This window comes from Pseudomonas sp. 22082 (genome assembly GCF_052046055.1).
In the GTDB taxonomy this organism is placed as follows: domain Bacteria; phylum Pseudomonadota; class Gammaproteobacteria; order Pseudomonadales; family Pseudomonadaceae; genus Aquipseudomonas; species Aquipseudomonas pharyngis.
This window is the reverse complement of the sequence record NZ_JBQEQB010000006.1, coordinates 169987-196004: the sequence shown is the minus strand read 5'-3', so window position 1 is coordinate 196004 and position 26018 is coordinate 169987. Positions and strand designations below refer to the sequence as shown.

The following is a 26018-nucleotide window of genomic DNA, read 5'->3' as shown; positions in this document are numbered from 1 at the left end:
GTTTCCTCCTACGGATTGGGTGGCAGCCATGCGCGGGGTAGGAGGACTGAGACCAGAGCACTCAGCCACGCCGAAGCGTGCCCGCGCATAACCGCCGCAAAGGATCTTACGGTCGAGCGAAGACTGCCGCAAATCGGGCAACGACGCTTATGCACTGCTCTGAAATCAGGGCTCCTACGCCCTGTCTCCACACTTGCGGAGACAGCCAAAGACTATCCCCGCAGCACCGCGCCCACCAGTTCACGCAAACCGCCGCAACTCGCAGGAAACGTCCGAAGCCATTGCCCGGAAATTTCACTCTGACTCGTCCCGCAAGTAGTCCAGCAATGTCGAAGCCGACGATTCGTCCGACGCTGAAACCGCAAAAAACCTGACAACCTTGCAGCGCAAGACATCGGCGGGAAACGCCTCGAACAACGCCGGCTGTTCCTCGCTCAACCACTGCAAGGCGTTGTTGATCCGGGCGTCGCCGCCGAATTGCGCCAGCAGCTTTTCCGGCACTGAGCACCAAGGAAACTCCCGACCCGAGACCCGCGCCCTGCCCCCGATCTCGACGGTCTGACCGTTGATCAATCCTCGCGTGAGGACCGGCAGCAATTGCCCGGCATCCACCTCGGACGACTCAAGGATCGGCAACAAAAACCGCCCATCCCAGAACCGGAAGAACACCGCTTTCCCGTCCGGCATGAGCACCTGAGTCAAACTGCGAAAGTGCTCGACCACCGCCTCAAGCCCCGCTGAAGAAACGGCCAGCCAGCCCCAGTCGCGAGACTCCGTGGTCGCCACCCAATTCAGGAACTCACTGCCCGCGTCGACGATTCCCACGTAGGGCATCACCACATCCCACTCGGCATAGATCGTTTCCGCCCAGACTGGTTTCGGCATCTGCGCTTTCAGCGGCCAGGATTTCAGCGGTTCTACCGCACTCGAGCTGCTGAAAACCGCGAACAACTGCTCCGAGGGTTTCAGCGGCTGATCCTTCAACCATTGATCAGGCTGCACAGACACCGTCCTTGCAGCGCTCGCATTCTTCACAGAAAGGCGCATCACCTTTCAGGCTCATGATTTGCGCAGCAGTCAGAATCGCAGCCGGGGCTGCCGCCAGTTTTTCCGGCAACCCCGGCACTGTCGGCGCCGCACTCATCGCCGCCATCGGCGCACCACCCACCACAATCGGCACGCTGCTGAAGATCCCGCCGGGGCCGATGTTGATCCACTGCCCGCCCGCCTGAATCGTCGCGCTCGCACCACCGTCGATCACCACTTGCTGGCCGGCGCTGACGTGGAATTGAGCACTGGCGTTGATCGCCTGATTGCTCACGCGGATGTGCCGGTCGCCGGCCACCGTAAGGTGGTCATCCTGCTTCACCTCGGTCTGGCGCTGGCCGTGGGTGATGCGCTGCTCATCGGCTTTCAGTTCATGCTTGGCGAGACCGGTCACAACGACGCTGCGCTGGTTATCGACCTGCACCTGCTGATCGTTCAACACGTGCTGGGTCCAGTTTCGCTGGGCGCGCAGGTAAATTTCCTCGGCGCCTTTGCGATCCTCGATGCGCAATTCGTTGTAGCCCCCGCCGCCGGGACTGCTCTGGCTGCGGAAAATACTGCGGGTCTTGTCGGCCGGCAGATCCAGCGGCACCGGCGTCGCGGCGTTCGGCAGGCAACCCATGACCAGCGGTTTGTCGGCATCGGAATCGATGAACCCCACCAGCACTTCCATGCCGACCCGCGGAATCAGCACGCTGCCATAACGGTCGTGGGCCCAGCCGCTGGCGACCCTCAGCCAGCAGCTGGAATGCTCATTGAGCTCACCGTCGCGATCCCAGGCCAGTTGCACCTTGACCCGGCCATACTCGTCGCAATGGATTTCACTGTCTTTCGGGCCGGTGACCACGGCGGGTTGATAGCCGAGCATCCGTGGTTTTTCCGGGCCCATCGGCGGGCGGAAGAACACGTCCCACGGTGTGGCGAGAAAGGTATTACGGTAGCCCTGGAAGTCATCACCGTCGCTGGTCACCGATTCCTCCAGCACTTGCGGCTGTCGGCCACGGTGCTCGATCGCAGTCAGCAGCCAGAGGTCATTCAGATCCTGGCGCGGATGCTCGGTCAGTTGCAGGAAATGTCCACTGACCAAGGCAGATTGATCGCTGCGGCCCTCGGCCTGACGATAGTCGGCGACATGCCGCTCAAGGGTGCGCTGGGCCAGTTGCTTGCCGGTTTCGCGCTCGGTGAACTGGCCGGGAAAGTGGTAATCCTCCAGCACCGGGCGCTGCTCGCTTTCGGCGCGACTTTGCAGCGCCAGCCGGGGTTTGGTGAAGTCGTAATCACGCCGGGTGACCACACTGGTGCGGGTTTCCACTCGAACGGTGAAGCGCTTGATCGCCGGCGCCGCCGCAGCCATGCCACTGCCCGGCAGGTACAGCGTCGGCTCGGCCAGACGGGGGAATACCGTTTGATCGTCGCCGAATACGAGTAGATGCCCATCGGGACTGTGCTGAAAATGGAAATGAATGCCGACTTCGGCACACAGCCGCTGGATGAACGCCAGATCGCTCTCGGCGTACTGCACGCAATATTCACGCGCCGGGTAATCACTGCCGAGGCGAAATTCAAAGGCATCGCGCAGGATCGCGTGATCCTTGAGGATCTGCGTCACGATCTGCGGCACGCTCTGATGCTGGAAAATTCGCTGATTGATCCGGTGACCCAGATAGGCCAGACGCGGAACAAGACTGACGTGATAGCGGGTCAGACGCTTGCCGGAATCCCCCTGCCCGACCCGATAGATCTGACCGTGAATACCGGAACCGTCTTCATCAAAACTCAGAAACGCCTGACAGTGCAGCAGACTTTCCAGATCCAGGTCCGGCCGCTCACTGACCAGCTCCAGGTCAAAACGGAAGGGTTGGCTGATGGCTTCCTTGCCCGTGAACTCAAGGACTTTGAGGTCAAACTGGGCGCCTTCGACGGTCAACGTGAAACGCGGTTGATTGGCAGGCGCGAACATCCGATGTCTCTCTGCAGATTGAGGGCGGGCGATTCTGCATGAGGGGCAAGGGGTGCAGGTTGGGTGACTGAAAAATCAGATTTTCCCTACTTGAAACTTCGATCTCCCCTTCAAGAATTGGCGCATTCGACTACAGACATTTCTTTCAGAAATATCACCAAACCCTGTGGGAGCGAGCCTGCTCGCTCCCACAGGTTGCTCGGGTGAACCCGATAAATCGCAGGCAATAAAAAACGGCCCGCTTCCTGTAGGACGCGGGCCGTTTTCTTGTGAGCCTCAGCTCATTCCCATCACTTGTTCAGATGGAAGTCCTTCTCGGCCGCTTCAAAGCGCTGAACCATGCCGGCGCTCGGCTGGCCCATCAGGCTGACGAAGTAGATCGCCAGGCTGGCGAAGATGAAGCCCGGGATGATTTCGTACAGACCCAGCAGTTCGAAATGCTTCCACACGATCACGGTGATCGCGCCGACCAGGATGCCGGCCAGAGCGCCGTCACGGGTCATTTTCTTCCAGATCACCGAGATCAGCACGACCGGACCGAAGGCTGCACCGAAACCGGCCCAGGCGTAGGACACCAGGCCCAGCACGCGGTTGTCCGGGTTGGCGGCCATCGCGATGGCGATCAGTGCAACCAGCAGCACCATGGCGCGACCGACCCATACCAGCTCGACTTGCGAAGCGGATTTACGCAGGAAAGCCTTGTAGAAGTCTTCGGTCAGGGCGCTCGAGCACACCAGCAACTGGCAGCTCAGGGTGCTCATCACGGCAGCCAGAATGGCCGACAGCAGCACACCGGCGATCCACGGGTTGAACAGCAGCTTCGCCAGTTCGATGAACACACGCTCGTGGTTCTCGGTCACTGGACCCGCGACTTCCGGGTGCGCCGAGAAGTAGGCGATACCGAAGAAGCCCACGGCCACGGTGCCGCCCAGGCACAGGATCATCCAGGTCATGGAGATGCGACGGGCGTTGGCGATCGATTTCACCGAATCAGCAGCCATGAAGCGCGCCAGGATGTGCGGCTGGCCGAAGTAGCCCAGACCCCAACCCATCAGCGAGATGATGCCGATGAAAGTGGTACCTTTGAGCATGTCGAAGTTGCTCGGGTCCTGTGCTTCGATGGCCAGGAACGTGGTGTCGACGCCGCCGGTAGCCAGCAGCACGATGATCGGCGTCAGCAGCAGGGCGAAGATCATCAGGGTGGCTTGTACGGTGTCAGTCCAGCTCACCGCGAGGAAACCGCCGACGAAGGTGTAGGCAATCGTCGCCGCAGCACCGGCCCACAGCGCGGTCTCGTAGGACATGCCGAAGGTGCTTTCGAACAGGCGGGCACCGGCCACGATGCCGGAAGCGCAATAAATGGTGAAGAACACCAGAATCACCACCGCCGAAATGATGCGCAGCAGACCGCTTTTGTCTTCGAAACGGCTGGAGAAGTAGTCCGGCAGGGTCAGCGCATCGCCGTTGTGCTCGGTTTGAACACGCAGACGGCCGGCGACGAACAGCCAGTTCAGGTAGGCACCGACGATCAGGCCGATGGCGATCCAGCTTTCGGACAGTCCGGACATGTAGATGGCGCCCGGCAGGCCCATCAGCAACCAGCCGCTCATGTCGGAAGCGCCGGCGGACAATGCCGTCACCACGCTGCCAAGGCTGCGGCCACCCAGAATGTAGTCAGAAAGGTTGTTGGTGGAGCGATAGGCCATGAAGCCGATCAGCACCATTGCTGCGATGTAGATCACGAACGTGATCAGGGTTGGATTGCTTGCGCTCATTACGTACGTGCCCTGGCTTTGTTTTTATGTAGCGGCGGCGGTTGCACCGTTTGCAGACTGACGTCTGACAGACGATTCGCACGGCCGCGCATTTATGACCAATGTTTCCCCAGGAAAGCCATTGGCCGGTGCGTCGGGTTTCACCGGTTGCACCTTGGGCGCGAATCCTATGCAACAAAGCAAAACAGGTGCAACCAGTTTCTTGAGAATTAGTTGCACCCAGTCGGATTTATCCTACGGAAGTGGCTTTTTGCTCCCTTTTAACGCAGTGACAACGCTTTTCTAGAAGCAAAAGCACCAAGCGAGAGCAGCACTTTCGTACCAGAAATTATTTCCTGACGAGCTGCAGAATATTCCGACAAAAAAGGGTTGCACCCGGTTGCACCTGTTTCGGCTCGCGGCTAATCTTGCCGCCAGCTGTTGTCGCGCAACTGCGGCACCTATGAGGATAAAAATATGGCTACCACCACCCTTGGGGTCAAACTTGACGACCCGACCCGCGAGCGCCTGAAGGCCGCCGCGACCTCGATTGATCGCACACCGCACTGGCTGATCAAGCAGGCAATTTTCAATTACCTGGAAAAACTCGAGGGTGGTGCAACCCTGACCGAGCTGAACGGTTTGTCCGCCAAGGACACCGACGACGCAGGTGAAGTCCACACCGATCACGCGCACCAATGCTTCCTCGAATTTGCTGAAAGCATCCTGCCGCAATCGGTGCTGCGCGCCTCGATCACCGCCGCTTACCGTCGCCCCGAGCCGGAAGTGGTGCCGATGCTGATCGAGCAGGCGCGCCTGCCGGCGCCGATGGCCGAAGCTACCAACAAACTCGCCGCAACCATCGCGGAAAAACTGCGTAACCAGAAGAGTGCCGGCGGTCGTGCAGGCATTGTTCAGGGCCTGTTGCAGGAATTTTCCCTGTCGTCCCAGGAAGGCGTGGCGCTGATGTGCCTGGCCGAAGCGCTGCTGCGTATCCCGGACAAAGGCACTCGCGATGCGCTGATCCGCGACAAGATCAGCACCGGCAACTGGCAGCCGCATTTGGGCAACAGCCCGTCGCTGTTCGTCAACGCGGCGACCTGGGGCCTGCTGCTGACCGGCAAACTGGTCTCCACCCACAACGAAGCCGGCCTGACTTCTTCCCTGAGCCGCATCATCGGCAAGAGCGGCGAGCCGATGATCCGCAAGGGCGTCGACATGGCCATGCGCCTGATGGGCGAGCAGTTCGTCACCGGCGAAACCATCGCCGAAGCTCTGGCCAACGCGAGCAAGTTCGAAGCCAAGGGCTTCCGTTACTCCTACGACATGCTCGGTGAAGCGGCGCTGACCGAACACGACGCCCAGAAGTACCTGGCCTCGTACGAACAAGCCATTCACTCGATCGGCAAAGCGTCCCACGGCCGTGGGATTTATGAAGGCCCGGGCATCTCGATCAAACTGTCGGCCCTGCACCCGCGCTACAGCCGTGCCCAGTACGAGCGCGTGATGGACGAGCTGTACCCGCGCCTGCTGTCGCTGACCCTGCTGGCCAAGCAATACGACATCGGCCTGAACATCGACGCCGAAGAAGCCGACCGCCTGGAGCTGTCGCTGGATCTGCTCGAGCGCCTGTGCTTCGAGCCGCAACTGACCGGCTGGAACGGCATCGGTTTCGTCATCCAGGCCTACCAGAAGCGTTGCCCGTACGTGATCGACTACGTGATCGACCTGGCTCGCCGCAGCCGTCATCGCCTGATGATCCGCCTGGTGAAAGGCGCGTACTGGGACAGCGAAATCAAGCGCGCCCAGGTCGAAGGCCTGGAAGGCTATCCGGTCTACACCCGCAAGGTGTACACCGACGTTTCCTACATCGCCTGCGCGCGCAAACTGCTGTCGGTGCCGGAAGTCATCTACCCGCAATTCGCCACGCATAACGCCCACACCCTGTCGGCGATTTATCACATTGCCGGTCAGAACTATTACCCGGGCCAGTACGAATTCCAGTGCCTGCACGGCATGGGCGAACCGTTGTACGAGCAGGTTGTAGGCAAAGTCTCCGAGGGCAAGCTGAACCGTCCGTGCCGCGTGTACGCTCCGGTCGGCACCCACGAAACCCTGCTGGCGTACCTCGTACGTCGTCTGCTGGAAAACGGCGCCAACACCTCGTTCGTCAACCGCATCGCCGACCAGTCGATTTCGATCCAGGAACTGGTGGCCGATCCTGTTGCGCAGATCGAGCAGATGGCAACCGTGGAAGGTGGTTTCGGCCTGCCGCACCCGCGCATTCCGCTGCCGCGTGACCTGTATGGTTCCGAGCGCGCCAACTCCGCCGGCATCGACATGGCCAACGAACATCGTCTGGCCTCGCTGTCCTGCGCCCTGCTGGCCACTGCGCACAACAACTGGAAAGCCGCGCCGATGCTCGGCTGCGCCTCCAGCAACGAAGCGCCGGCACCGGTGCTGAACCCGTCCGATCTGCGTGACGTGGTCGGCCATGTGCAGGAAGCCACGGTCGAAGACGTCGACAACGCCATTCAATGCGCCCTGAACGCCGCACCGATCTGGCAGGCCACCCCGCCGGCCGAACGTGCCGCGATTCTGGAACGTGCCGCTGACTTGATGGAAGGCGAGATCCAGCCGCTGATGGGCCTGCTGGCCCGCGAAGCCGGCAAGACCTTCGCCAACGCCATCGCCGAAGTCCGCGAAGCGGTCGACTTCCTGCGTTATTACGCGGTGCAGGCACGCAACGATTTCAGCAACGACGCCCACCGCCCACTGGGCCCGGTGGTGTGCATCAGCCCGTGGAACTTCCCGCTGGCGATCTTCAGCGGTCAGGTTGCCGCCGCACTGGCCGCCGGTAACCCGGTGCTGGCCAAACCGGCCGAACAGACTCCGCTGGTCGCCGCACAAGCTGTGCGTCTGCTGCTCGAAGCCGGGATTCCGGAAGGCGTGCTGCAACTGCTGCCGGGTCGCGGTGAAACCGTCGGCGCCGGTCTGGTTGGCGATGAGCGCGTCAAAGGCGTGATGTTCACCGGCTCCACCGAAGTCGCCCGTCTGCTGCAACGCAACATCGCCGGTCGCCTCGACAACCAGGGCCGTCCGATTCCTCTGATCGCCGAAACCGGCGGCCAGAACGCGATGATCGTCGACTCTTCGGCACTGACCGAACAGGTGGTGATTGACGTGGTGTCGTCGGCCTTCGACAGCGCCGGTCAGCGTTGCTCGGCCCTGCGCGTTCTGTGCTTGCAGGAAGATTCCGCCGATCGCGTCATCGAAATGCTCAAGGGCGCGATGGCTGAAAGCCGTCTTGGCAACCCGGAGCGTCTGTCGGTAGACATCGGCCCGGTGATCGACGCCGAAGCCAAGGCCGGTATCGAGAAGCACATCCAGGGCATGCGCGACAAAGGTCGCAACGTGTACCAGGTGGCCATCGCCGATACCGAGGAAGTCAAACGCGGCACCTTCGTCATGCCGACCCTGATCGAACTGGAAAGCTTCGACGAGCTGCAACGCGAGATCTTCGGCCCGGTGCTGCACGTGGTGCGCTACAAGCGTAAAGAGATCGACCAGTTGATCGCCCAGATCAACGCCTCCGGTTACGGCCTGACCCTCGGCGTGCACACCCGTATCGACGAGACCATCGCCAAGGTGATCGACAACGTCAACGCCGGTAACGTCTACGTCAACCGCAACATCGTGGGTGCCGTGGTTGGCGTCCAGCCATTCGGTGGTGAAGGCCTGTCGGGTACGGGTCCGAAAGCCGGTGGCCCGCTGTACCTGTACCGTCTGTTGTCGACGCGTCCTACTGATGCCATCGAACAATCCTTCGCTCGCGCTGATGCTGCCGTGGCGCCGGACGTTCGTCTGCGCGATGCGATGAGCAAACCGCTGACCGCCCTGAAAGCCTGGGCCGACAGCAACAAGTTCGCCGATCTGAGCACCCTGTGCGTGCAGTACGCAGCCCAGTCGCAAAGCGGTATCACCCGCGTGCTGGCCGGCCCGACCGGCGAGAAGAACAGCTACGCCATCCTGCCACGCGAACACGTGCTGTGCCTGGCGGACATCGAAGGTGATCTGCTGACCCAGCTCGCTGCGGTACTGGCGGTGGGCGGTTCGGCGGTCTGGCCGGAATCCGACACCAGCAAGGCATTGTTCGCACGCCTGCCGAAGGAAATTCAGGCGCGGATCAAACTGGTTTCCGACTGGAACAAGGACGACGTGGTGTTCGATGCGGTTCTGCATCACGGCCATTCCGACCAGTTGCGTGCGGTCTGCCAGCAGATCGCCAAGCGTCCCGGCGCCATCGTCGGGGTTCAGGGCCTGTCCCAGGGCGAGACCAACATTGCGCTGGAGCGTCTGGTGATCGAGCGCGCGTTGAGCGTCAACACCGCGGCGGCGGGCGGTAACGCCAGCCTGATGACCATCGGCTAAACGGCTGTAACGCCAGGCGATCGCAATGGTCGCCTGGAATGTAATTCCCCTGTGGGAGCGGGCTTGCTCGCGAAAGCGGTAGATCATTCGATATTGATANTCGACTGACACGACGCCTTCGCGAGCAAGCCCGCTCCCACATTTGTTTTGTGGAGTTTGTTAAGCCGCTGCTCGGCTCCAATATCACCGTTATCAATCTTCCTGTTCAGCCTTTATTCGCACGCCTAGACTCGGCCCATTCCAAAAAAAGGTAGGCCGCCATGTCCGAGACGTTGCTCAGTTCCCGCAATCTGGCTTTCGAGCTGTACGAAGTCCTCGATGCCGAGGACCTGACCCGGCGCGAGCGGTTTGCCGAGCACAATCGCGAAACCTTCGATGCCGCCATCGGTACAGCGCGCAACATTGCCGAGAAGTACTTCGCGCCGCACAACCGCAAGGGCGACGAGAACGAACCCCGCTATGAGAACGGTCAGGCGATTCTGATTCCCGAAGTGAAACCGGCGGTGGACGCCTTCCTCGAAGCCGGATTCCTCAACGCGGCGCGCAGTTTCGACGCCGGCGGCATGCAACTTCCTACATTGTTGTCCCAGGCCTGCTTCGCCCACTTCCAATCGGCCAACGCGGCGTCGACTTCCTATCCGTTCCTGACCATGGGCGCGGCCAACCTGATCGAAAGCTTCGGCACCGAAGAGCAGAAGCAACGCTTCCTGCAACCGATGATCGACGGCCGCTTCTTCGGAACCATGGCCCTGACCGAGCCCCACGCCGGCTCGTCGCTGTCGGATATTCGTACCCGCGCCGAGCCTTCGTCCGACGGCACTCATCGCCTCAAGGGCAACAAGATCTTCATCTCCGGCGGTGATCACCCGCTCTCGGAAAATATCGTGCACATGGTGCTGGCCAAACTGCCGGACGCACCGGCCGGGGTGAAAGGCATTTCGCTGTTTATCGTGCCGAAGTTTCTGGTCAACGATGACGGCAGTTTGGGCAAACGTAATGACGTGTTGCTCGCCGGGCTGTTCCACAAGATGGGTTGGCGCGGCACCACGTCAACGGCGCTGAACTTCGGCGATAACGGCGAGTGCGTCGGTTATCTGGTGGGCAAGCCGCATCACGGCTTGAGCTACATGTTCCAGATGATGAACGAGGCGCGGATCGGCGTCGGCATGGGCGCGGTGATGCTCGGTTACGCCGGTTACCTGTATTCACTGGAATACGCCCGCGAACGCCCGCAAGGCCGAGTGCCGGACAGCAAGGATCCGACGACGGCGCCGGTGGCGATCATTCAGCACGCCGATGTCAGACGCATGCTGCTGACGCAGAAATCCTACGTCGAAGGTGCTTTCGATCTCGGTCTGTACGCGGCGCGGCTGTTCGATGACACCACTACGCTGGAAACCGAGGTCGAGCGCAAACAGGCCCATGAACTGCTGGATTTGCTGACACCGATCGTCAAATCCTGGCCCTCCGAGTTCTGCCTCAAGGCCAACGAACTGGCGATCCAGATTCTCGGCGGCCACGGTTACACCCGCGAGTACCCGGTGGAGCAGTACTACCGCGACAACCGCCTGAACCCGATCCACGAAGGCACCCACGGCATTCAGTCGCTGGACTTGCTGGGACGCAAACTGGCGCAGAACGGTGGTGCCGGGCTCAAGCAACTGATTCGCCTGATTGCCAACACCGCCGAGCGCGCAGTCGCGTACGAATCGTTGACCGCACTGCGTGAGCCGTTGGAGAAACTGGTCGCGCGCCTACAGACAGTGACCATCGGTCTGCTGACCGATCTGGCACAGGGCAAGGTCAACAGCAGCCTGGCGAATTCGGCGTTGTACCTGAAAGTGTTCGGGCACGCGGTGATTGGCTGGCGCTGGCTGGAACAGGCGATTCGCGCCGAGGAAGGGTTGGCCAAGGGAAATGCGGCGGATGCCGACTTCTATCAGGGCAAGTTGCAGGCGGCGCGGTATTTCCTGACGTGGGAAGTGCCGGGGTGCCAGCATGAGCTGGCGTTGCTGGAGGCGCGGGATGATACGTGTCTGGCAATGCAGGATGCGTGGTTCTGATCCGGATTATGCGTTGCGGCTGATACCGTCTTCGCGGGCTTGCCCGCGAAAGGGCCGGAACTGGCGACACATCAGCTCAACTTGAACCCACCCATCTGCCGCGCCAGATCATCCGCCAACCGCTGCAGCATCTGACAATCCTCACGACAGGCGCGGACCTCCCCCGCCGTCGCCCGGGCCAGATCGGAAATGCCCTGTACGTTGCGGTTGATCTCCTCGGTCACCGCCGACTGTTCCTCGGTCGCCGTCGCCACCTGATGGTTCATGTCGCTGATGCGCTCGACCTGCCCGGTGATCGCAGTCAAAGACGCCCCGGTACGCTGGCTCGATTCGACTCCAGTCCCCGTCGCAGCCTGCCCGGTGCGCATCGATGACACCGCATTCTCCGCCCCCTGCTTGAGGCTGCCGATCATCTGCTGAATTTCGTCGGTAGACGCCTGAGTCCGGCGCGCCAGCGTGCGCACCTCGTCGGCCACCACTGCAAAACCACGCCCCATGTCCCCGGCCCGCGCCGCTTCAATCGCCGCGTTCAGCGCCAACAGATTGGTCTGCTCCGACACCCCGCGAATCACCGCCAGCACCTGATCAATCGACGCCACCTGATGCGCCAGCTCCCCCACCGCGCCCGCCGCAACGCCGATTTCATCTGACATGCTTTCTATATGGCGAATCGAGCCGCCGACCACTTCCCGCGCCTGCATCGCTTCATCGCGGGCGGTTTGCGAGGCGAGCGCGGCGTTGCCGGCGTTCTGGGCGATCTCCTGCACGGTCAGGCCCATTTCGTGGACGGCAGTGGCGACCATGTCGGTCATTTCCTGCTGGCGACCGGAGCGTTCGGCGGTGTTATCCACAACCCTGGCCACCTGGCCGACGGCAACGCGCAGACGTTCGCTGGTGGTCAGCACTTCGCCGATCATCCCGCGCTGGCTGTCGAGGAAACGGTTGAAGCCCCGCGCGAGGTCGCCGAGTTCATCGGCGCGGCTGGAATCTAACCGGTGAGTCAAATCTCCACCACCGCTACCGATTGCTACCAATGCAGCTGTTACCTGACGAATCGGTCTCACCAACCCCTGAGCCAGCCAGATCACCAGCGCCAGGCAAACCAGCGCCACCACCAGGCCGATGCCGCTGCTCATCCACATCGCCCGGCGGGCTTCGGCGTAGATCTGCGACTGCGGCACTTCGGCCACCAGGGTCCAGCCGAAGTCGCGCAGGGGCAGGCTGAAGGCGAGGAAATCTTCGCTATCGCGCTGGAAGCTGCTGTTGCTCGCCGCTTTATGACCCATGACTGCTTGTGCTGCCGAGGTGCCGATCTGCTCGCTCAAGGTGCGCTTGCCGCTGAACTGCGCCTCGGGATGGACCTGGATCAAACCGTCGGAACGCACGAGATAGACCTTCCCACGCTCGCCGAAGCTGAAGTTGTGGATCAGCTCCGACAGCTCTTTCATGCTCAGACCAAGGCCCGCGACACCGACCACTTTGCCGGCCTGCTCCACCTTCAAATCGATGAACAGCGCCAGCTCTCCGGTCGCCCCGTCGTTGTCGATGTTCAGGGTTCGCGGCTGATTGCTGTCGAGGAAGGAGTAGAACCACGCATCGGCCGGTTTGTCGCGACTCAGGGTGCGATCCAGGCCTTTTTCGGTGATGTAGTGATTGGATTCGGTGCCGATGATCAGCGCGGTAAACGCCTTGTGTTCGGCGCGGATGCCTTCCAGATACTGCGCGAAGCCCGCCGTTTTGCCGGAGTCTTCACCATTGGCCAGCCAGTCGCGGACCATGGTGTTGCTGGCGATGTCCTTGGCGGCGGTGAGAGGTTGAACGAGGATTCGTTCGATGTCGTTGCGCGTCGCTTCGATGCTCGACGGCAGCGCCTGTTCGACCAGATAGCTCTGGGCGAGGCGGTTGACCACCAGGGTATAAATGCCAACCACGATCAGAATGCTGACCAGCAGGGCGGTGCCCATACCGAGGATCAGCTGCCATTGAATACTGCGACGCCAGAACTGCATGGAGCACCCCCAAAGAATAAGAGGCTGAAACACTGCAACAGCCGTGCCGATTGTATACAACGCAATCGACAATCTTATTCTTTGGTTGTGCGCAACCCCATCAACCCTGATTGATGGTCTTGGCGATGGTCTCGACCGTGGCGCTGACTTGCTCTTGGTAACGCTCGAGTTCTTCCTGATGCTGCTTCTTCATTTCAATCTGCTGCGAGCACAGATTCATCGCCGCCAGCACCAGCAGGCGGTCACCGATCAGGGTCGGGTATTTCTTCTTGGTGTCGGCCAGTGCGGCCTTGAGCATCAACGCAGCGTCCAGCAGGGTCTGTTCTTCCCCGGCCGGTGCCTTGATCGAATAGTCCTCCCCCATGATGGAGATGACTTTTACCCCTGCTGTGCCATGGTTCATGCGCTGACAGGACCTGCGTTGACGCGATCAACCAGGGCCTGGATGCGCGCGGCGGTGGCGCCGTGCTTTTCTTCCTGTTCCATCAGGCTCAGTTGCAGGCTTTCGTTTTCATCCTTGGCCTGGGCCAGTTCCGTGGACAGGGTCTGGTTGGTTTCCGACAGGGTCTGGTTCTGTTGCACCAGGTCGCTGACGAGCTGTTCCAATTGGCTGAGGGATGCTTCCAACATTTTGATCTTCCAGGGCTTTTTCAAAGGGCGCGTACGATAAAGAAAAGTCGTCGTTGACGCCAGGGTTAAACCGGCGCAAGGCCTTGATTTTCCTGGCGGCCGACCGTTCTTGCGAGTGTTAGAGACTGTCATCTGCCGATCTGGTTCCTGCACTTCGTCGCCCGACGCCCCATGCGACAAATACGCACACCGCCTCAAGACTTTAGTCGTATGACCGATAAGTCACCCAACAGCAGTCTCAGCCCGCACGGATGCGGCCCTTCCCTGGTATCCGCCTCCATGTCCCTTCGCAATATGAACATCGCCCCCCGGGCGTTCACCGGTTTCGCCCTGATCGGCGGCCTGATGCTGATTCTCGGCGTGTTCGCCCTGAATCAGATGAGCAAGATCCGCGCAGCAGGCGAAGACATCGCCACGGCCAGCGTGCCTTCGATCAAGGCCCTCGACGAATTCACCCAGTTGACCCTGCGCCTTCGCGTGCTGTCGTATCGGTTGCTGATCAACCGTGAGCCAGACGTCCAGCAAAAAACCATCGAGCTGTTCGATTTGCGCAACCGGCAGATCACCGACGCGCAACGCGCCTACGAGCCGCTGATCGATGGCCCGCAAGAACGCGCGGCTTACGATCAGTACGTGCAGTTGCTGGCGCAGTACCGTCAGCTCGAAGACCGGATGAAGACTCTGTCGCGCAACAATCAGGTCGACGAATTGCGGCAGATGCTCAACACCGATTTGCTCGCCAATTCCGAAGCGGTGAATACCGCTCTCGCGCGTTTGCTGGAGATCAACACCCAACAGATCGCCGAGACCAATCAGGGCGCCACGGATCAGTATTCGATGTCGTTCAATCTGGTGGTGACCCTGTTGGTGATTGCCACCGGCCTGACCTTGCTGTTCGCCTGGCTGTTGACCAGCAGCATCACCAAGCCGATCGCCAAGGCGCTGGATGCAGCGGAAACCATCGCCGAGGGCAACCTGACCCAGCCAATCCACGTGGATGGCACCGACGAAGCCGGACGCCTGCTGGCGGCCATGGCCAAGATGCAGTCGAAGCTGCGCGACACCCTGCAACGGATTTCCGGCTCGGCCACGCAACTGGCCTCCGCCGCCGAAGAGCTGAACAGCGTCACCGACGAAAGCGCCCGTGGCCTGACCCAGCAGAACAACGAAATCGAGCAGGCCGCCACCGCCGTCAACGAGATGACCAGCGCCGTTGAGGAAGTAGCGCGCAACGCGGTCAGCACCTCGGAAGCCTCGAAGAACGCCACCACCTCCGCCGGCGACGGTCGTGATCTGGTGCAGGAAACCGTCAGCGCAATCGAACGCATGAGCGCCGACGTGCAGAGCACCGCGACCCTGATCGGCGATCTGGCCAACGAATCCCGCGACATCGGCAAGGTGCTGGACGTGATTCGCGGCCTGGCTGACCAGACCAACCTGCTGGCGCTCAACGCGGCAATTGAAGCGGCCCGTGCCGGTGAAGCGGGTCGTGGTTTTGCCGTGGTGGCTGATGAGGTCCGTGCCCTGGCCCACCGCACCCAACAGTCGACCAGCGAAATCGAGCGCATGATCGGCAGCATCCAGAGCGGTACCGAACACGCCGTGGATTCGATGCGCAACAGCACCGAGCGCGCCGAGTCGACCCTGAACATCGCCCGTGGTGCCGGCCTGTCGCTGGACACCATCAACACGGCCATCGTCGAAATCAACGAGCGCAACCTGGTGATCGCCAGCGCCGCTGAAGAGCAGGCGCAGGTTGCGCGGGAAGTGGATCGCAACCTGGTAAACATCCGCGATTTGTCGGTGCAATCGGCGACCGGGGCGAATCAGACCAGTGCGGCGAGCAACGAACTGTCGCGTCTGGCGCTGGATCTGAACAATATGGTTGGGCGGTTCAGCCTCTAACCCTCTGCATTGATCGTTCCCACGCGGAGCGTGGGAACGATCTTGCGCAAAGCTGAAAAACCTTTTTGACAGCATCACATTTCAACAGGTTAGAATCGCTGGCACGCAGACTGCATGGTCAGTTTGTGCCCGTCTTTCCGCTTCTGGAGTACTGCCTTTGAATGCGACGACCATCAACAGCCTGTTCTTGATCGGCGCGTTGCTGGTAGGCGCAAGTATTCTTGTCAGCTCCCTGTCTTCCCGTCTCGGCATCCCGATTCTGGTGATCATCCTCGCGGTCGGCATGGCTGCCGGGGTCGATGGCGGCGGGATCATTTTCGATAACTACCCGACGGCCTATCTGGTCGGCAACCTCGCGCTGGCAGTGATCCTGCTCGACGGCGGCTTGCGAACCCGGGTGTCCAGTTTCCGCGTGGCCCTGTGGCCGGCCTTGTCGCTGGCGACGGTCGGAGTTCTTATCACCACCGGCCTCACCGGCATGGCCGCCGCCTGGCTGTTCGACCTCAACCTGATTCAAGGCCTGCTGATCGGCGCCATCGTCGGCTCCACGGACGCCGCCGCGGTGTTCTCGCTGCTCGGCGGCAAGGGCCTGAACGAACGGGTGACCGCCAGCCTGGAAATCGAATCCGGCAGCAACGACCCGATGGCGGTGTTCCTCACCGTGACCCTGATCGACATGCTCGCCAGCGGCCAGACCGGCCTGCACTGGAGCCTGCTGACCCATCTGATCCGCGAATTCGGCATCGGTGGTGTGATCGGTCTGGGCGGTGGCTGGCTGATGCTGCAACTGGTCAACCGGATCAACCTCGCCACCGGCCTCTATCCGATTCTGGTGATCGCCGGCGGTCTGGTGGTGTTCGCCCTGACCAACGCCCTGCACGGCAGCGGCTTCCTCGCCGTGTACCTGTGCGGTCTGGTGATCGGCAACCGCCCGGTGCGCAGCCGTCACGGCATCCTGCACATGCTCGACGGCATGGCGTGGCTGGCGCAGATCGGCATGTTCCTGGTGCTGGGGCTGCTGGTCACGCCGCATGATCTGCTGCCGATCGCCCTGCCGGCGCTGGGTCTGGCGCTGTGGATGATTCTGTTCGCTCGGCCGCTGTCGGTGCTGGTCGGGCTGTTGCCCTTCAAGGCTTTCCATGGCCGCGAAAAAGCCTTCATTTCCTGGGTTGGCCTGCGTGGCGCGGTACCGATCATTCTGGCGGTGTTCCCGTTGATGGCCGGACTGCCGAATGCACAGCTGTATTTCAACCTCGCCTTCTTTATCGTGCTGGTGTCGCTGCTGGTGCAGGGCACGAGCCTGCCGTGGGTGGCCAAGCTGCTGAAGGTGACCGTACCGCCGGAGCCGGCGCCGATCTCCCGCGCCGCCCTCGAAGTGCACGTCACCAGCGAGTGGGAACTGTTCGTTTACAAGCTCGGCGCGGAAAAATGGTGCATCGGTTCGCCCCTGCGCGAACTGAAAATGCCCGAAGGCACCCGTATCGCCGCCCTGTTTCGCGGCCAGCAACTGCTCCATCCGTCGGGTAGTACGGTGCTGGAAGTCGATGATTTGCTGTGTGTTATCGGCCATGAACACAACCTTCCGGCCCTCGGAAAACTGTTCAGCCAGGCGCCGCAACGCGGCCTCGATCTGCGCTTCTTCGGCGACTTCGTACTCGAAGGAGACGCCCAGCTCAAAGCGGTTGCCGCCCTGTACGGCCTGCCCGCCGAAGGCATCGATCCGGACATGACCCTGGGCCACTTCATTGCCCAGAAAGTCGGCGGTGCGCCAATCGTTGGCGACCAGGTGGAATGGAACAACACCCACTGGACGGTTGCGGTCATGGACGGGAACAAGATCGCCAAAGTGGGCGTCAGATTCCCCGAAGGAAGTCGCCCGGGCCCCGGGCTCTTCCTCTAAACTGCGTCCACTCTCACTTGCTTGACCGGTCTCTATGCCTACCCTGCGCTCCTTTTTCCTCGCGGCCCTGCTGGGCCTGAGTCTTTCCGTCGGCCCGCTGCAAGCCGCCGAACCACCGTCCAGCGACGCCGTGCAGGCCAGCCTGGACAAGCTCACCGACAGCAAACTGCCCGAGGCCGACAAGAAGGCCCTGCAGACGGTCCTGCAAAACACGCTGAACCAGCTCAACAACCGGCGTGACTACGAGCAGAAGCTGATCGACCTCAAGCAGCAGCTGGCCACTGCGCCGAAGCAGACCATCGAGAATTCGCGCGAACTGACCCGCCTCAAGGCCAGCGCAGTGGTACCGGTAGCGCAGCGCTTTCCCAAGGAAAACATCCAGCAGCTGGAGCAGATGCTCACCGAGCGCTCGACCCAGCAAAGCGATCTGCAGAAAGCCCTGGCCGACGCCAACAGCCTGATCATCACCGCCCAGACGCGTCCCGAGCGCGCCCAGGCCGAGATTTCCAGCAGCCAGACGCGCATCCAGCAGATCAACAACATCCTCAAGACCGGCAAGGACGCCGGCAAAACCGTCAGCGCCGAGCAGCGCGACCTGCTCAACGCCGAGCTGGCCGCCCTGAACGCGCTGATCCCGCTGCGCCGTCAGGAACTGGCCGGCAACAACCAGTTGCAGGATCTGGGCAACAGTCAGCATGACCTGCTCTCGGAAAAGTCCGACCGTCTGGATCGCGAGATCCAGGAACTGCAAACCCTGATCAACCAGAAACGTCTGACCCTGTCGCAGGAAACCGTGACGCAGCAGTCGATCGAGGCCCAAAAGTCCGGCAGCAGCGCCCTGCTCGCCACGGAAAGCGCGGCCAACCTCAAGCTCTCCGACTACCTGCTCAAAAGCACCGACCGTCTCAACGAACTCACCCAGCAGAACCTGCAGACCAAGCAGCAACTGGACAGCGTGACCCAGAGCGACTCGGCCCTCGACGAGCAGATCAACGTGCTCAAGGGCAGCCTGCTGCTGTCGAAGATTCTCTATAAGCAGAAGCAAGCGCTGCCGCGCCTCAAGGTCGACCGCGATCTGGCGGACCAGATCGCCGACATTCGCCTGTACCAGTTCGAAATCAACCAACAGCGCGAACAGCTGAGCAATCCGGCGACTTACGTCGACAACCTGCTGTCCACTCAGCCGCCGGAACAAGTCACACCGCAACTGCGCAAGAGCCTGCTGGAGCTGGCCAACACCCGCATTGATCTGCTGGAACGGCTAAGCCGCGAACTGAGCGCGATGCTCAACGAATCGATCACCCTGCAACTGAACCAGAAACAACTGCTGAGCACCGCGCAAAGCCTGCGCGCGACCCTCGACGAGCAGATGTTCTGGATCCCGAGCAACAAGCCGCTGGACACCGAATGGATGCGCGGCGTGCCGGAGCGCCTGAAGCGTCAGGTCGACACCTTGCCGCTGGCCTCAAGCTTCAGCGAACTGACCGACGGCCTGACCCAGCGACCGCTGTTGTTCCTGCCGCTGGCGCTGCTGATCGGCGCGTTGCTGTGGCGGCGCAAGCAACTCTATTCGCGCCTGAACAAGGTTCATCAGGACATCGGCCACTTCAAACGTGACAGCCAGTGGCACACGCCGCAGGCGATCCTGATCAATATTCTGCTGGCGATGCCGGTGGCGCTGGGCCTGGCCCTGTGCGGGCTGGCGTTGCAGATCGACGCCCGTGGGCAGAACGCGAACATGGGCGCGGCGCTGCTGCAAATGGCCCAGGCGTGGCTGGTGTTCTACACCGCCTATCGGATCCTCGCGCCGGGCGGTGTGGCCGAGTTGCACTTCCGCTGGGAAAAGCCGCAGGTCGAATTCCTGCAAGGCTGGGTCCGTCGCCTCGGACTGGTGGTCATGGCATTGGTGGCCGTGGTGGCGGTTGCCGAACTGCAACCGGCGGCGCTGGCCGACGATGTACTGGGCATGCCGGTGGTGCTGACCTGCTATGCGCTGATGGCGTGGCTGCTCAGCCGCCTGTTGATCAGCAGCCCGACCCACGAAAACGCCTCGCTGTTTCGCAAGGCCGTGGGCGTGATGTTTACCCTGCTGCCCATCGCGCTGTTCGTCGCCGTGTGCTTCGGCTACTACTACACCGCGCTGAAGCTCAGCGACCGCTTGATCAACACTCTGTACCTGCTGATGTTCTGGTTGGTGATCGAAGCGACTTTCGTCCGAGGTCTGGCGGTCGCGGCACGCCGTCTGGCCTACCAGCGCGCCCTGGCCAAACGTCAGGCAGCGAAGGAAGCCGGCGACGGCGAAGCGGTGATCGAAGAGCCAACCCTGGACATCGAAAAGGTCAACGAACAGTCCCTGCGCCTGATCCGTCTGGCACTGCTCGGCGGCTTCATCGCCGCGCTGTACTGGGTCTGGGCCGACCTGATCACGGTGTTCTCGTACCTCGACAACATCACCCTCTACGAATACACCAGCGGCACCGGCGCCAACATGAGCATGGTGCCGATCAGCATCGGCGACATGCTCGGCGCGCTGATCATCATCGGCATCACCTTTGCCCTCGCCCGCAACTTGCCGGGCCTGCTTGAAGTGTTCGTACTGTCGAAACTCAATCTGGCCCAGGGCAGTGCGTACGCGACCACGACGCTGCTGTCGTACGTGATCGCCGGGGTCGGTTTCGTCTCGACCCTGTCGACCCTCGGCGTGAGCTGGGACAAATTGCAATGGCTGGTGGCGGCGCTGTCGGTGGGCCTCGGTTTCGGCATGCAGGAGATCTTCGCGAACTTCATCTCCGGCATCATGATCCTGTTCGAACGCCCGGTGCGGATCGGCGACACCATCACCATCGGCAACCTGTCGGGCACGGTGAGCAAGATCCGCATCCGCGCCACGACCATCACCGACTTCGACCGCAAGGACATCATCGTCCCGAACAAGACGTTCATTACCGGGCAACTGATCAACTGGTCGCTGACCGACACCATCACCCGGGTGACCCTGAAACTGGGCGTCGATTACGGTTCGGATCTGGATCTGGTCAAGGAACTGCTGCTCAAGGCCGCCCGGGAAAACCCGCGCGTGCTCAAGGAACCCGAGCCGCATGTGTACTTCCTCAATTTCGGCGAAAGCACCCTCGACCACGAACTGCGCATGCATGTGCGTGATCTCGGCGACCGCAACCCGGTACTCGACGAGGTCAACCGCTTCATCAACCGTGAGTTCAAGAAGCAGCACATCAACATCTCGTTCCGCCAGATGGAGGTTTACCTGAAGAACCTTCACGGCCAGGAATACAAGATGGTGCCGATCGAGCCGGAAACCAAAACCATCGTGCCGGTCAGCGACGACCAGAAACCGTTGCAGGAACCGCCGCCGGCCAAACTCGACTAACCCGGCTAATCCCAGCAGAATGCTCGGACATTCTGCTGGAGCCGGTCCTTGAAAGCCCTCGACGAACTGACCTTCGACAACCGCTTCGCCCGCCTGGGCGATGCGTTCTCGGCCCATGTGCTGCCCGAACCGATCGACAATCCGCGACTGGTGGTGGCCAGCCCTGCGGCCCTGGCGCTGCTGGATCTCGACCCGGCGGTGGCCGACACCCAGGAATTTGCCGAGCTATTTGGCGGCCACAAGCTGTGGGCCGATGCCGAGCCGCGGGCGATGGTCTATTCCGGGCATCAGTTCGGCGGTTACACCCCGCAACTGGGCGACGGTCGTGGGTTGTTGCTGGGCGAGGTCTACAACGCGGCCGGCGAACATTGGGACTTGCATCTGAAGGGCGCCGGGCAGACGCCGTTCTCACGCATGGGCGATGGTCGCGCGGTGCTGCGTTCGTCGATCCGCGAGTTTCTCGCGTCCGAAGCGCTGCATGCGCTGAACATCCCGTCTTCACGCGCCGCCTGCGTGATCGGCTCCGACACCCCGGTCTGGCGTGAGAAACAGGAACGCGCCGCGATGGTGCTGCGCCTGGCGCCGAGCCACATCCGTTTCGGCCACTTCGAATACTTCTATTACACCAAGCGTCCCGAACAGCAGAAGCAGCTCGGCGAACACGTGTTGGCGATGCACTACCCCGAATGCCTGGAACAGTCGGAACCGTATCTGGCGATGTTCCGCGAGATCGTCGAGCGCAACGCTGAACTGATCGCCAAGTGGCAGGCCTACGGTTTCTGCCACGGCGTGATGAACACCGACAACATGTCGATCCTCGGCATCACCTTCGACTTCGGCCCGTTCGCCTTCCTCGACGATTTCGACGCGAACTTCATCTGCAACCACTCCGATGATCAGGGCCGCTACTCGTTCAGCAATCAGGTGCCGGTCGGCCAGTGGAACCTCAGCGCCCTGGCCCAGGCCCTGACGCCGTTCATCAGCGTCGAAGCCCTGCGCGAAACCCTCGGCCTGTACCTGCCGCTGTTCCAGGCGCACTACCTCGACCTGATGCGCCGCCGCTTCGGCTTCACCACCGCCGAGGACGACGACCAGCAACTGTTGGAACAACTGCTGCAACTGATGCAGAACAGCGGCGTCGATTACACGTTGTTCTTCCGTCGTCTGGGCGAAGAGTCAGCCGAACAGGCCGTCTCCCGCCTGCGCGATGACTTCGTCGATATCAAAGGTTTCGATGCCTGGGGCGAACGCTATGTCGCCCGTGTCGCACGCGATGGCGCGGCGGATCAGGAACAGCGCCGTGCGCGGATGCATGCGGTGAATCCGCTGTACATCCTGCGCAATTACCTGGCGCAGAAGGCGATTGATGCTGCCGAGCAGGGTGACTATTCAGAAGTGCGCCGATTGCACGCGGTGCTGAGCAATCCATTCGAGGAACAACCTGGAATGGAGAGTTACGCGCAACGGCCGCCGGAGTGGGGCAAGCATTTGGAGATCAGTTGTTCGTCGTAAGCGGGAACGACTGAACCTTGATAATCGATCCGTACGGCTCCAGATCAGTCGTACGATCCCGTTTTATTCATTGAGCCGATCATGACCGACCCACTCCTCATCCCCTGCCCCTCCTGCAACGGCCTCAACCGCATCCCCGCCGAGCGCCTCAACGACCACCCGAAGTGCGGGCGCTGCAAGTCCGAGGTGCTGTTGAACAAGCCGTTCGAACTCAAGCAAGGCGATTACGCCAGTCAGATCAAGGGCGATCTGCCGTTGCTGGTGGACGTGTGGGCGGACTGGTGTGGGCCGTGCAAGTCGTTTGCGCCGGTGTTCGAGCAGGCGGCTGCGCAGTTGGCGGGCAAGTGCCGGCTGGCCAAGCTGGACAGCGAGGCCAATCAGCAATTATCGGCACAGTTGGGGATTCGTTCGATTCCGAGCCTGATTCTGTTGCGCAACGGCCGGGAAATAGCCCGTCAGAGCGGGGCCTTCCCGTTGCCGCAGTTGATGGCCTGGCTGCGCAGCCAGGGCATCTGACAAGGATTCAGGCGTCTTCGAGCAGGTTGTGCAATTCAACGAACTGCTGCGTCAGCTTGTGCCGGGGATCAAGGTGGATCAGCGGCGTGTTGGCCTGATGCGATTCGCGCATGCGCACTGAACTGGCGAGGTAGACGGGCAGTACCGGCAGGCCCTCGGCGATCAGTTCGTCGAGGATCTGCTGCGGCAGGCTGGCCCGGGCCTGGAACTGGTTGACCACAATGCCTTCGACTTCCAGGCCTTCGTTGTGGTCTTCCTTCAACTCGTCGATTTCGGCGATCAGACCGTAGAGGGCCTGACGCGAGAAGCTGTCGCAGTCGAAGGGAATCAGTACCCGATCGGCGGCAATCAGTGCCGAGACCGCATAGAAATTCAGCGCCGGCGGCGTATCCAGATAGATCCGGTCGTAATCCTCCGACAACTCGTCGAGCAGCTTTCGCAGCTTGTTGATCTTGTGTTTGGCCTCGAGCTTGGGCTGCAGGTCGGCCAGTTCGGCAGTGGCGGTAATGATGTGGAGGTTGTCAAAGGGCGTTTCGTAGATATCCGCCTGGTTCTTTTTCGAGAACGGTCCGGAAGACAGGGTCTGCTTGAAGAAATCGGCAATGCCCATCGGAATGTCATCACCTGTGAGCCCGGTCAGATACTGAGTGGAATTGGCCTGGGCATCGAGGTCGACCAACAGCGTGCGATAACCCTCGCTGGCGCTTACCGCCGCCAGATTGCAGGCAATGCTGGATTTGCCCACGCCACCTTTCTGATTGAACACCACGCGCCGCATGACAAAACCTCCGTGTATCAAAGAATGACCGAGTGTAGTGGTGCCCGGTGCCGGTTCGCTACCTCGATGGACGCGGACTACAAAGTCAGGCGCCAATCTCCCAATGAATACGGCGCAAAGACACCCGTTGATCGCCGATTCGCCTGACAGACAGACACCCGACAATCTGGATAATGGCCAAGTGACAGCTCTTGCCGCGTACCATTCGGTTCATTTCGTCGTTCAAAACGTAACCAGCATTTGCTACACACTCGTCGCACCGGGATAATGCGCGCCACCCGGCGCCACGCGCCATGCCATTTCAGGCTAAATCAGCTCAGCGGCGACGTTGGCGAAACCGCGTCAACTCAGCCCGCAGGGGCGGGATAAATGTCCGTGATCAACTTCAACATCGCCCAATGGCGCGCCTGGGCTCCCGGGCTCGACAGTGTGGAAGCCTGGCAAGCCTGGAGCCGACAGCCGGTCGTGCTCGAAGGCAGCGATGCCGCACCCGATGTTTCGTTTCTGCCGGCCATGCAGCGCCGTCGTCTCAGCCGTCTGGCGCGGATGGCGTTCAGTGTCGGCTGGCCGCTGGCCGACGGTCGGGAAAATCTGCCGCTGGTGTTCGCCTCCCGGCACGGCGAAACCCCGCGCACCTTTGAAATCCTCAGCGATCTGGCCAACGAACAGCCGCTGTCGCCCACCCAGTTCAGCCTGTCGGTGCACAACGCGATCATCGGCCTGTGGTCGATCATGCGTGGCGAAACCAGCGAAATGACCGCGCTCGCCGCGGCCGGCGACGGCCTCGAACACGGCATGCTCGAAGCGGCGACGTTGTTGAACGAAGGGGCCCCCGCCGTGCTGCTGGTGATCACCGAGGAACAACCGCCCGAAGCCTATTCGACGTGGATCGACGACGTACCGTTTCCCTACGCGGTCGGGCTGTTGCTCACCCCCGGTACCGACTGGCGGCTGACCCTGAACAGCGCCCCGCAAGCACGGTCAAAACCGCAGTGGCCCCACGCACTCAATCTGCTGCGAACCCTGCTCGGTCAGCAACCCCATTGCCAACATGCCTGGAAGAATCGTCTATGGACCTGGCAACGCAACCTGTGATCGGAAAAAACCGCGACGCCTATTACTGGCGTCTGCTGGCCACTGCCACCAGCTTCGCCCTGTTCGGGCTCGGTGGTCTGTGCCTGCGCCTGCTGGTATTTCCATTGCTCGGTTGCCTGCCGGGCGACGCCATTGCGCATCGCGAGCGGGCACGCCAGACCGTCAGTCGGCTGTTCTGGTTTTTCGTCCGGTTCATGGCCCGTACCGGCGTGCTGACCTACGACATCCAGGGCGCCGAACGGCTCGGCCGTCCGGGGCAGATGATCATCGCCAACCACCCGTCGCTGATCGACGTGGTATTCCTGATCGGTCTGGTGCGCGGGGCCAATTGCGTGGTGAAGAAAAGCCTGTGGGAAAACCCCTTCACCCGCGGCCCGCTGCGCAGCACCGAATACATCAGTAACGACGGCAGCATGGACATGCTCGACGCCGCCGCCGGCGCATTGCAGAGCGGGCAGACCCTGATCATTTTTCCCGAAGGCACCCGCACCCAGCCAGGTCAGGCGCCGGCCTTTCATCGGGGCGCGGCGGCCATCGCGCTGCGCGGTGCGAAAATCCTCACCCCGGTGGTGATCAAGGTCAATCCGACCACCCTGACCAAAGCCGAGCCCTGGTATCGCATTCCCAGTCGCCGCGTGCACTTCAGTTTTCACGTCGGGGCCGATATAGACCCACAGACTTTCGCCGCGCAGGGCCCCCCGCCCCAGGCTTCGCGCAAGCTCAACGACTATTTGCACCAATTCTTTATCAAGGAGCTCGCCGAAGATGAGCGATCTAAACCGTGACATAAAAGAGCTGATCATCGACGCCCTGGGCCTCGAAGACATCAGCCCAGAGGACATCGGCGACGACCAGACGCTGTTCGGCGAAGGCTTGGGCCTGGACTCCGTCGACGCCCTGGAGCTCGGCCTGGCGATCCAGAAAAAGTACGGCATCAAGATCGATGCCGACGCCAAGGACACCCGCAACCATTTCACCAACGTGGCGAGCCTTGCGGCGTTCGTCACGGCAAAACAGGCAGCTTGAGACC

The 26018-nt window shown here is 61.5% G+C and carries 17 protein-coding genes and 2 pseudogenes; 11 read left to right on the top strand and 8 right to left on the bottom strand.

Translation table 11 applies throughout. The features are described 5' to 3' along the window. Window positions 1-294: 294 nt before the first annotated feature. From ACTJK9_RS09640 to putP, 3 genes are all read right to left on the bottom strand, one after another. A complete protein-coding gene (locus ACTJK9_RS09640; protein WP_440813544.1) occupies window positions 295-1047 on the bottom strand; it encodes a DUF4123 domain-containing protein in 753 nt (250 codons plus the stop codon). Further along, window positions 992-3007, bottom strand: a complete 2016-nt coding sequence (locus tag ACTJK9_RS09635) for a type VI secretion system Vgr family protein (protein ID WP_440813541.1) — start codon at window positions 3005-3007, stop codon at window positions 992-994. Before ACTJK9_RS09635 ends, ACTJK9_RS09640 begins: the two co-directional genes overlap by 56 nt. A 290-nt stretch (window positions 3008-3297) precedes the next feature. Beyond that, window positions 3298-4782 carry a sodium/proline symporter PutP gene (gene putP, locus ACTJK9_RS09630; protein WP_085611107.1) on the bottom strand — a complete coding sequence of 495 codons (1485 nt, stop codon included), beginning with the start codon at window positions 4780-4782 and terminating at the stop codon, window positions 3298-3300. A 456-nt stretch (window positions 4783-5238) separates the two neighbouring features. On the opposite strand from putP, the gene putA reads away from it, so the two are divergent. After that, window positions 5239-9192, top strand: a complete 3954-nt coding sequence (gene putA, locus ACTJK9_RS09625; RefSeq protein WP_440813537.1) for a trifunctional transcriptional regulator/proline dehydrogenase/L-glutamate gamma-semialdehyde dehydrogenase — start codon at window positions 5239-5241, stop codon at window positions 9190-9192. Between the two features lie 260 nt (window positions 9193-9452). Next, a complete protein-coding gene (locus ACTJK9_RS09620; protein ID WP_440813534.1) occupies window positions 9453-11255 on the top strand; it encodes an acyl-CoA dehydrogenase in 1803 nt (600 codons plus the stop codon). Between the two features lie 71 nt (window positions 11256-11326). On the opposite strand, the gene ACTJK9_RS09615 is transcribed toward ACTJK9_RS09620, so the two are convergent. The 4 genes and pseudogenes from ACTJK9_RS09615 to ACTJK9_RS09600 all read right to left on the bottom strand — a co-directional run bounded on the left by ACTJK9_RS09615 (window position 11327) and on the right by ACTJK9_RS09600 (window position 13894). Further along, window positions 11327-12058, bottom strand: coding sequence for a methyl-accepting chemotaxis protein (locus tag ACTJK9_RS09615; protein ID WP_425273009.1), 732 nt, complete (start codon window positions 12056-12058; stop codon window positions 11327-11329). Between the two features lie 135 nt (window positions 12059-12193). Continuing rightward, window positions 12194-13219: pseudogene (locus ACTJK9_RS09610) on the bottom strand (cache domain-containing protein); the annotation flags it as partial. A gap of 145 nt (window positions 13220-13364) precedes the next feature. Continuing rightward, entirely contained in the window at window positions 13365-13667 is a 303-nt protein-coding gene (locus ACTJK9_RS09605) for a cell division protein ZapA (RefSeq protein WP_064592966.1), read from the bottom strand. Beyond that, window positions 13664-13894, bottom strand: a complete 231-nt coding sequence (locus tag ACTJK9_RS09600) for a hypothetical protein (protein ID WP_007952320.1) — start codon at window positions 13892-13894, stop codon at window positions 13664-13666. The genes ACTJK9_RS09605 and ACTJK9_RS09600 overlap by 4 nt, the downstream gene beginning before the upstream one ends. A gap of 171 nt (window positions 13895-14065) precedes the next feature. Here ACTJK9_RS09600 and ACTJK9_RS09595 point away from each other — a divergent pair. From ACTJK9_RS09595 to trxC, 6 genes and pseudogenes are all read left to right on the top strand, one after another. Continuing rightward, window positions 14066-14944, top strand: a pseudogene (locus tag ACTJK9_RS09595) (MCP four helix bundle domain-containing protein); the annotation flags it as partial. After that, the gene (locus ACTJK9_RS09590) at window positions 14927-15799 is read left to right on the top strand and encodes a methyl-accepting chemotaxis protein (RefSeq protein ID WP_371850982.1); all 873 of its coding nucleotides are present in this window, start codon (window positions 14927-14929) and stop codon (window positions 15797-15799) included. The pseudogene ACTJK9_RS09595 and the gene ACTJK9_RS09590, both read left to right, overlap by 18 nt. A 157-nt stretch (window positions 15800-15956) precedes the next feature. Beyond that, a complete protein-coding gene (locus ACTJK9_RS09585) occupies window positions 15957-17699 on the top strand; it encodes a potassium/proton antiporter (protein ID WP_085611111.1) in 1743 nt (580 codons plus the stop codon). A gap of 34 nt (window positions 17700-17733) precedes the next feature. Continuing rightward, entirely contained in the window at window positions 17734-21087 is a 3354-nt protein-coding gene (gene mscK, locus ACTJK9_RS09580; protein WP_440813530.1) for a mechanosensitive channel MscK, read from the top strand. A 48-nt stretch (window positions 21088-21135) separates the two neighbouring features. Next, window positions 21136-22599, top strand: a complete 1464-nt coding sequence (gene selO / locus ACTJK9_RS09575; RefSeq protein WP_440813527.1) for a protein adenylyltransferase SelO — start codon at window positions 21136-21138, stop codon at window positions 22597-22599. Window positions 22600-22680: 81 nt separating this feature from the next. Then, on the top strand, window positions 22681-23115 hold the full coding sequence (gene trxC, locus ACTJK9_RS09570; protein WP_221398548.1) for a thioredoxin TrxC: 435 nt from the start codon (window positions 22681-22683) through the stop codon (window positions 23113-23115). A gap of 7 nt (window positions 23116-23122) precedes the next feature. Here trxC and ACTJK9_RS09565 read toward each other — a convergent pair whose 3' ends face one another. Further along, complete coding sequence (locus ACTJK9_RS09565; protein ID WP_007952339.1) at window positions 23123-23893, bottom strand: ParA family protein; 771 nt, start codon at window positions 23891-23893, stop codon at window positions 23123-23125. 369 nt (window positions 23894-24262) lie between these two features. Here ACTJK9_RS09565 and ACTJK9_RS09560 point away from each other — a divergent pair, with 369 nt between their 5' ends. Genes ACTJK9_RS09560 through ACTJK9_RS09550 form a run of 3 tightly spaced genes read left to right on the top strand, consistent with a single transcriptional unit; the run spans window position 24263 to window position 26014 of the window. Next, window positions 24263-24988 (top strand): beta-ketoacyl synthase chain length factor, encoded by a 726-nt coding sequence (locus tag ACTJK9_RS09560; protein WP_440813522.1) that lies wholly within the window; start codon window positions 24263-24265, stop codon window positions 24986-24988. After that, complete coding sequence (locus ACTJK9_RS09555) at window positions 24964-25773, top strand: lysophospholipid acyltransferase family protein (RefSeq protein WP_064592950.1); 810 nt, start codon at window positions 24964-24966, stop codon at window positions 25771-25773. Before ACTJK9_RS09560 ends, ACTJK9_RS09555 begins: the two co-directional genes overlap by 25 nt. Further along, window positions 25754-26014 (top strand): phosphopantetheine-binding protein, encoded by a 261-nt coding sequence (locus tag ACTJK9_RS09550; RefSeq protein WP_064592948.1) that lies wholly within the window; start codon window positions 25754-25756, stop codon window positions 26012-26014. The genes ACTJK9_RS09555 and ACTJK9_RS09550 overlap by 20 nt, the downstream gene beginning before the upstream one ends. Window positions 26015-26018: the final 4 nt, after the last annotated feature.

Excerpts from the sequence above, each read along its gene's own strand:
- ACTJK9_RS09640 (WP_440813544.1), bottom strand. The coding sequence starts at position 1,047 with ATGCGCCTTTCTGTGAAGAATGCGAGCGCTGCAAGGACGGTGTCTGTG.
- ACTJK9_RS09635 (WP_440813541.1), bottom strand. The coding sequence starts at position 3,007 with ATGTTCGCGCCTGCCAATCAACCGCGTTTCACGTTGACCGTCGAAGGC.
- putP (WP_085611107.1), bottom strand. The coding sequence starts at position 4,782 with ATGAGCGCAAGCAATCCAACCCTGATCACGTTCGTGATCTACATCGCA.
- putA (WP_440813537.1), top strand. The coding sequence starts at position 5,239 with ATGGCTACCACCACCCTTGGGGTCAAACTTGACGACCCGACCCGCGAG.
- ACTJK9_RS09620 (WP_440813534.1), top strand. The coding sequence starts at position 9,453 with ATGTCCGAGACGTTGCTCAGTTCCCGCAATCTGGCTTTCGAGCTGTAC.
- ACTJK9_RS09615 (WP_425273009.1), bottom strand. The coding sequence starts at position 12,058 with ATGGTCGCCACTGCCGTCCACGAAATGGGCCTGACCGTGCAGGAGATC.
- ACTJK9_RS09605 (WP_064592966.1), bottom strand. The coding sequence starts at position 13,667 with ATGAACCATGGCACAGCAGGGGTAAAAGTCATCTCCATCATGGGGGAG.
- ACTJK9_RS09600 (WP_007952320.1), bottom strand. The coding sequence starts at position 13,894 with ATGTTGGAAGCATCCCTCAGCCAATTGGAACAGCTCGTCAGCGACCTG.
- ACTJK9_RS09590 (WP_371850982.1), top strand. The coding sequence starts at position 14,927 with ATGGCCAAGATGCAGTCGAAGCTGCGCGACACCCTGCAACGGATTTCC.
- mscK (WP_440813530.1), top strand. The coding sequence starts at position 17,734 with ATGCCTACCCTGCGCTCCTTTTTCCTCGCGGCCCTGCTGGGCCTGAGT.
- trxC (WP_221398548.1), top strand. The coding sequence starts at position 22,681 with ATGACCGACCCACTCCTCATCCCCTGCCCCTCCTGCAACGGCCTCAAC.
- ACTJK9_RS09565 (WP_007952339.1), bottom strand. The coding sequence starts at position 23,893 with ATGCGGCGCGTGGTGTTCAATCAGAAAGGTGGCGTGGGCAAATCCAGC.
- ACTJK9_RS09560 (WP_440813522.1), top strand. The coding sequence starts at position 24,263 with ATGTCCGTGATCAACTTCAACATCGCCCAATGGCGCGCCTGGGCTCCC.
- ACTJK9_RS09555 (WP_064592950.1), top strand. The coding sequence starts at position 24,964 with ATGGACCTGGCAACGCAACCTGTGATCGGAAAAAACCGCGACGCCTAT.
- ACTJK9_RS09550 (WP_064592948.1), top strand. The coding sequence starts at position 25,754 with ATGAGCGATCTAAACCGTGACATAAAAGAGCTGATCATCGACGCCCTG.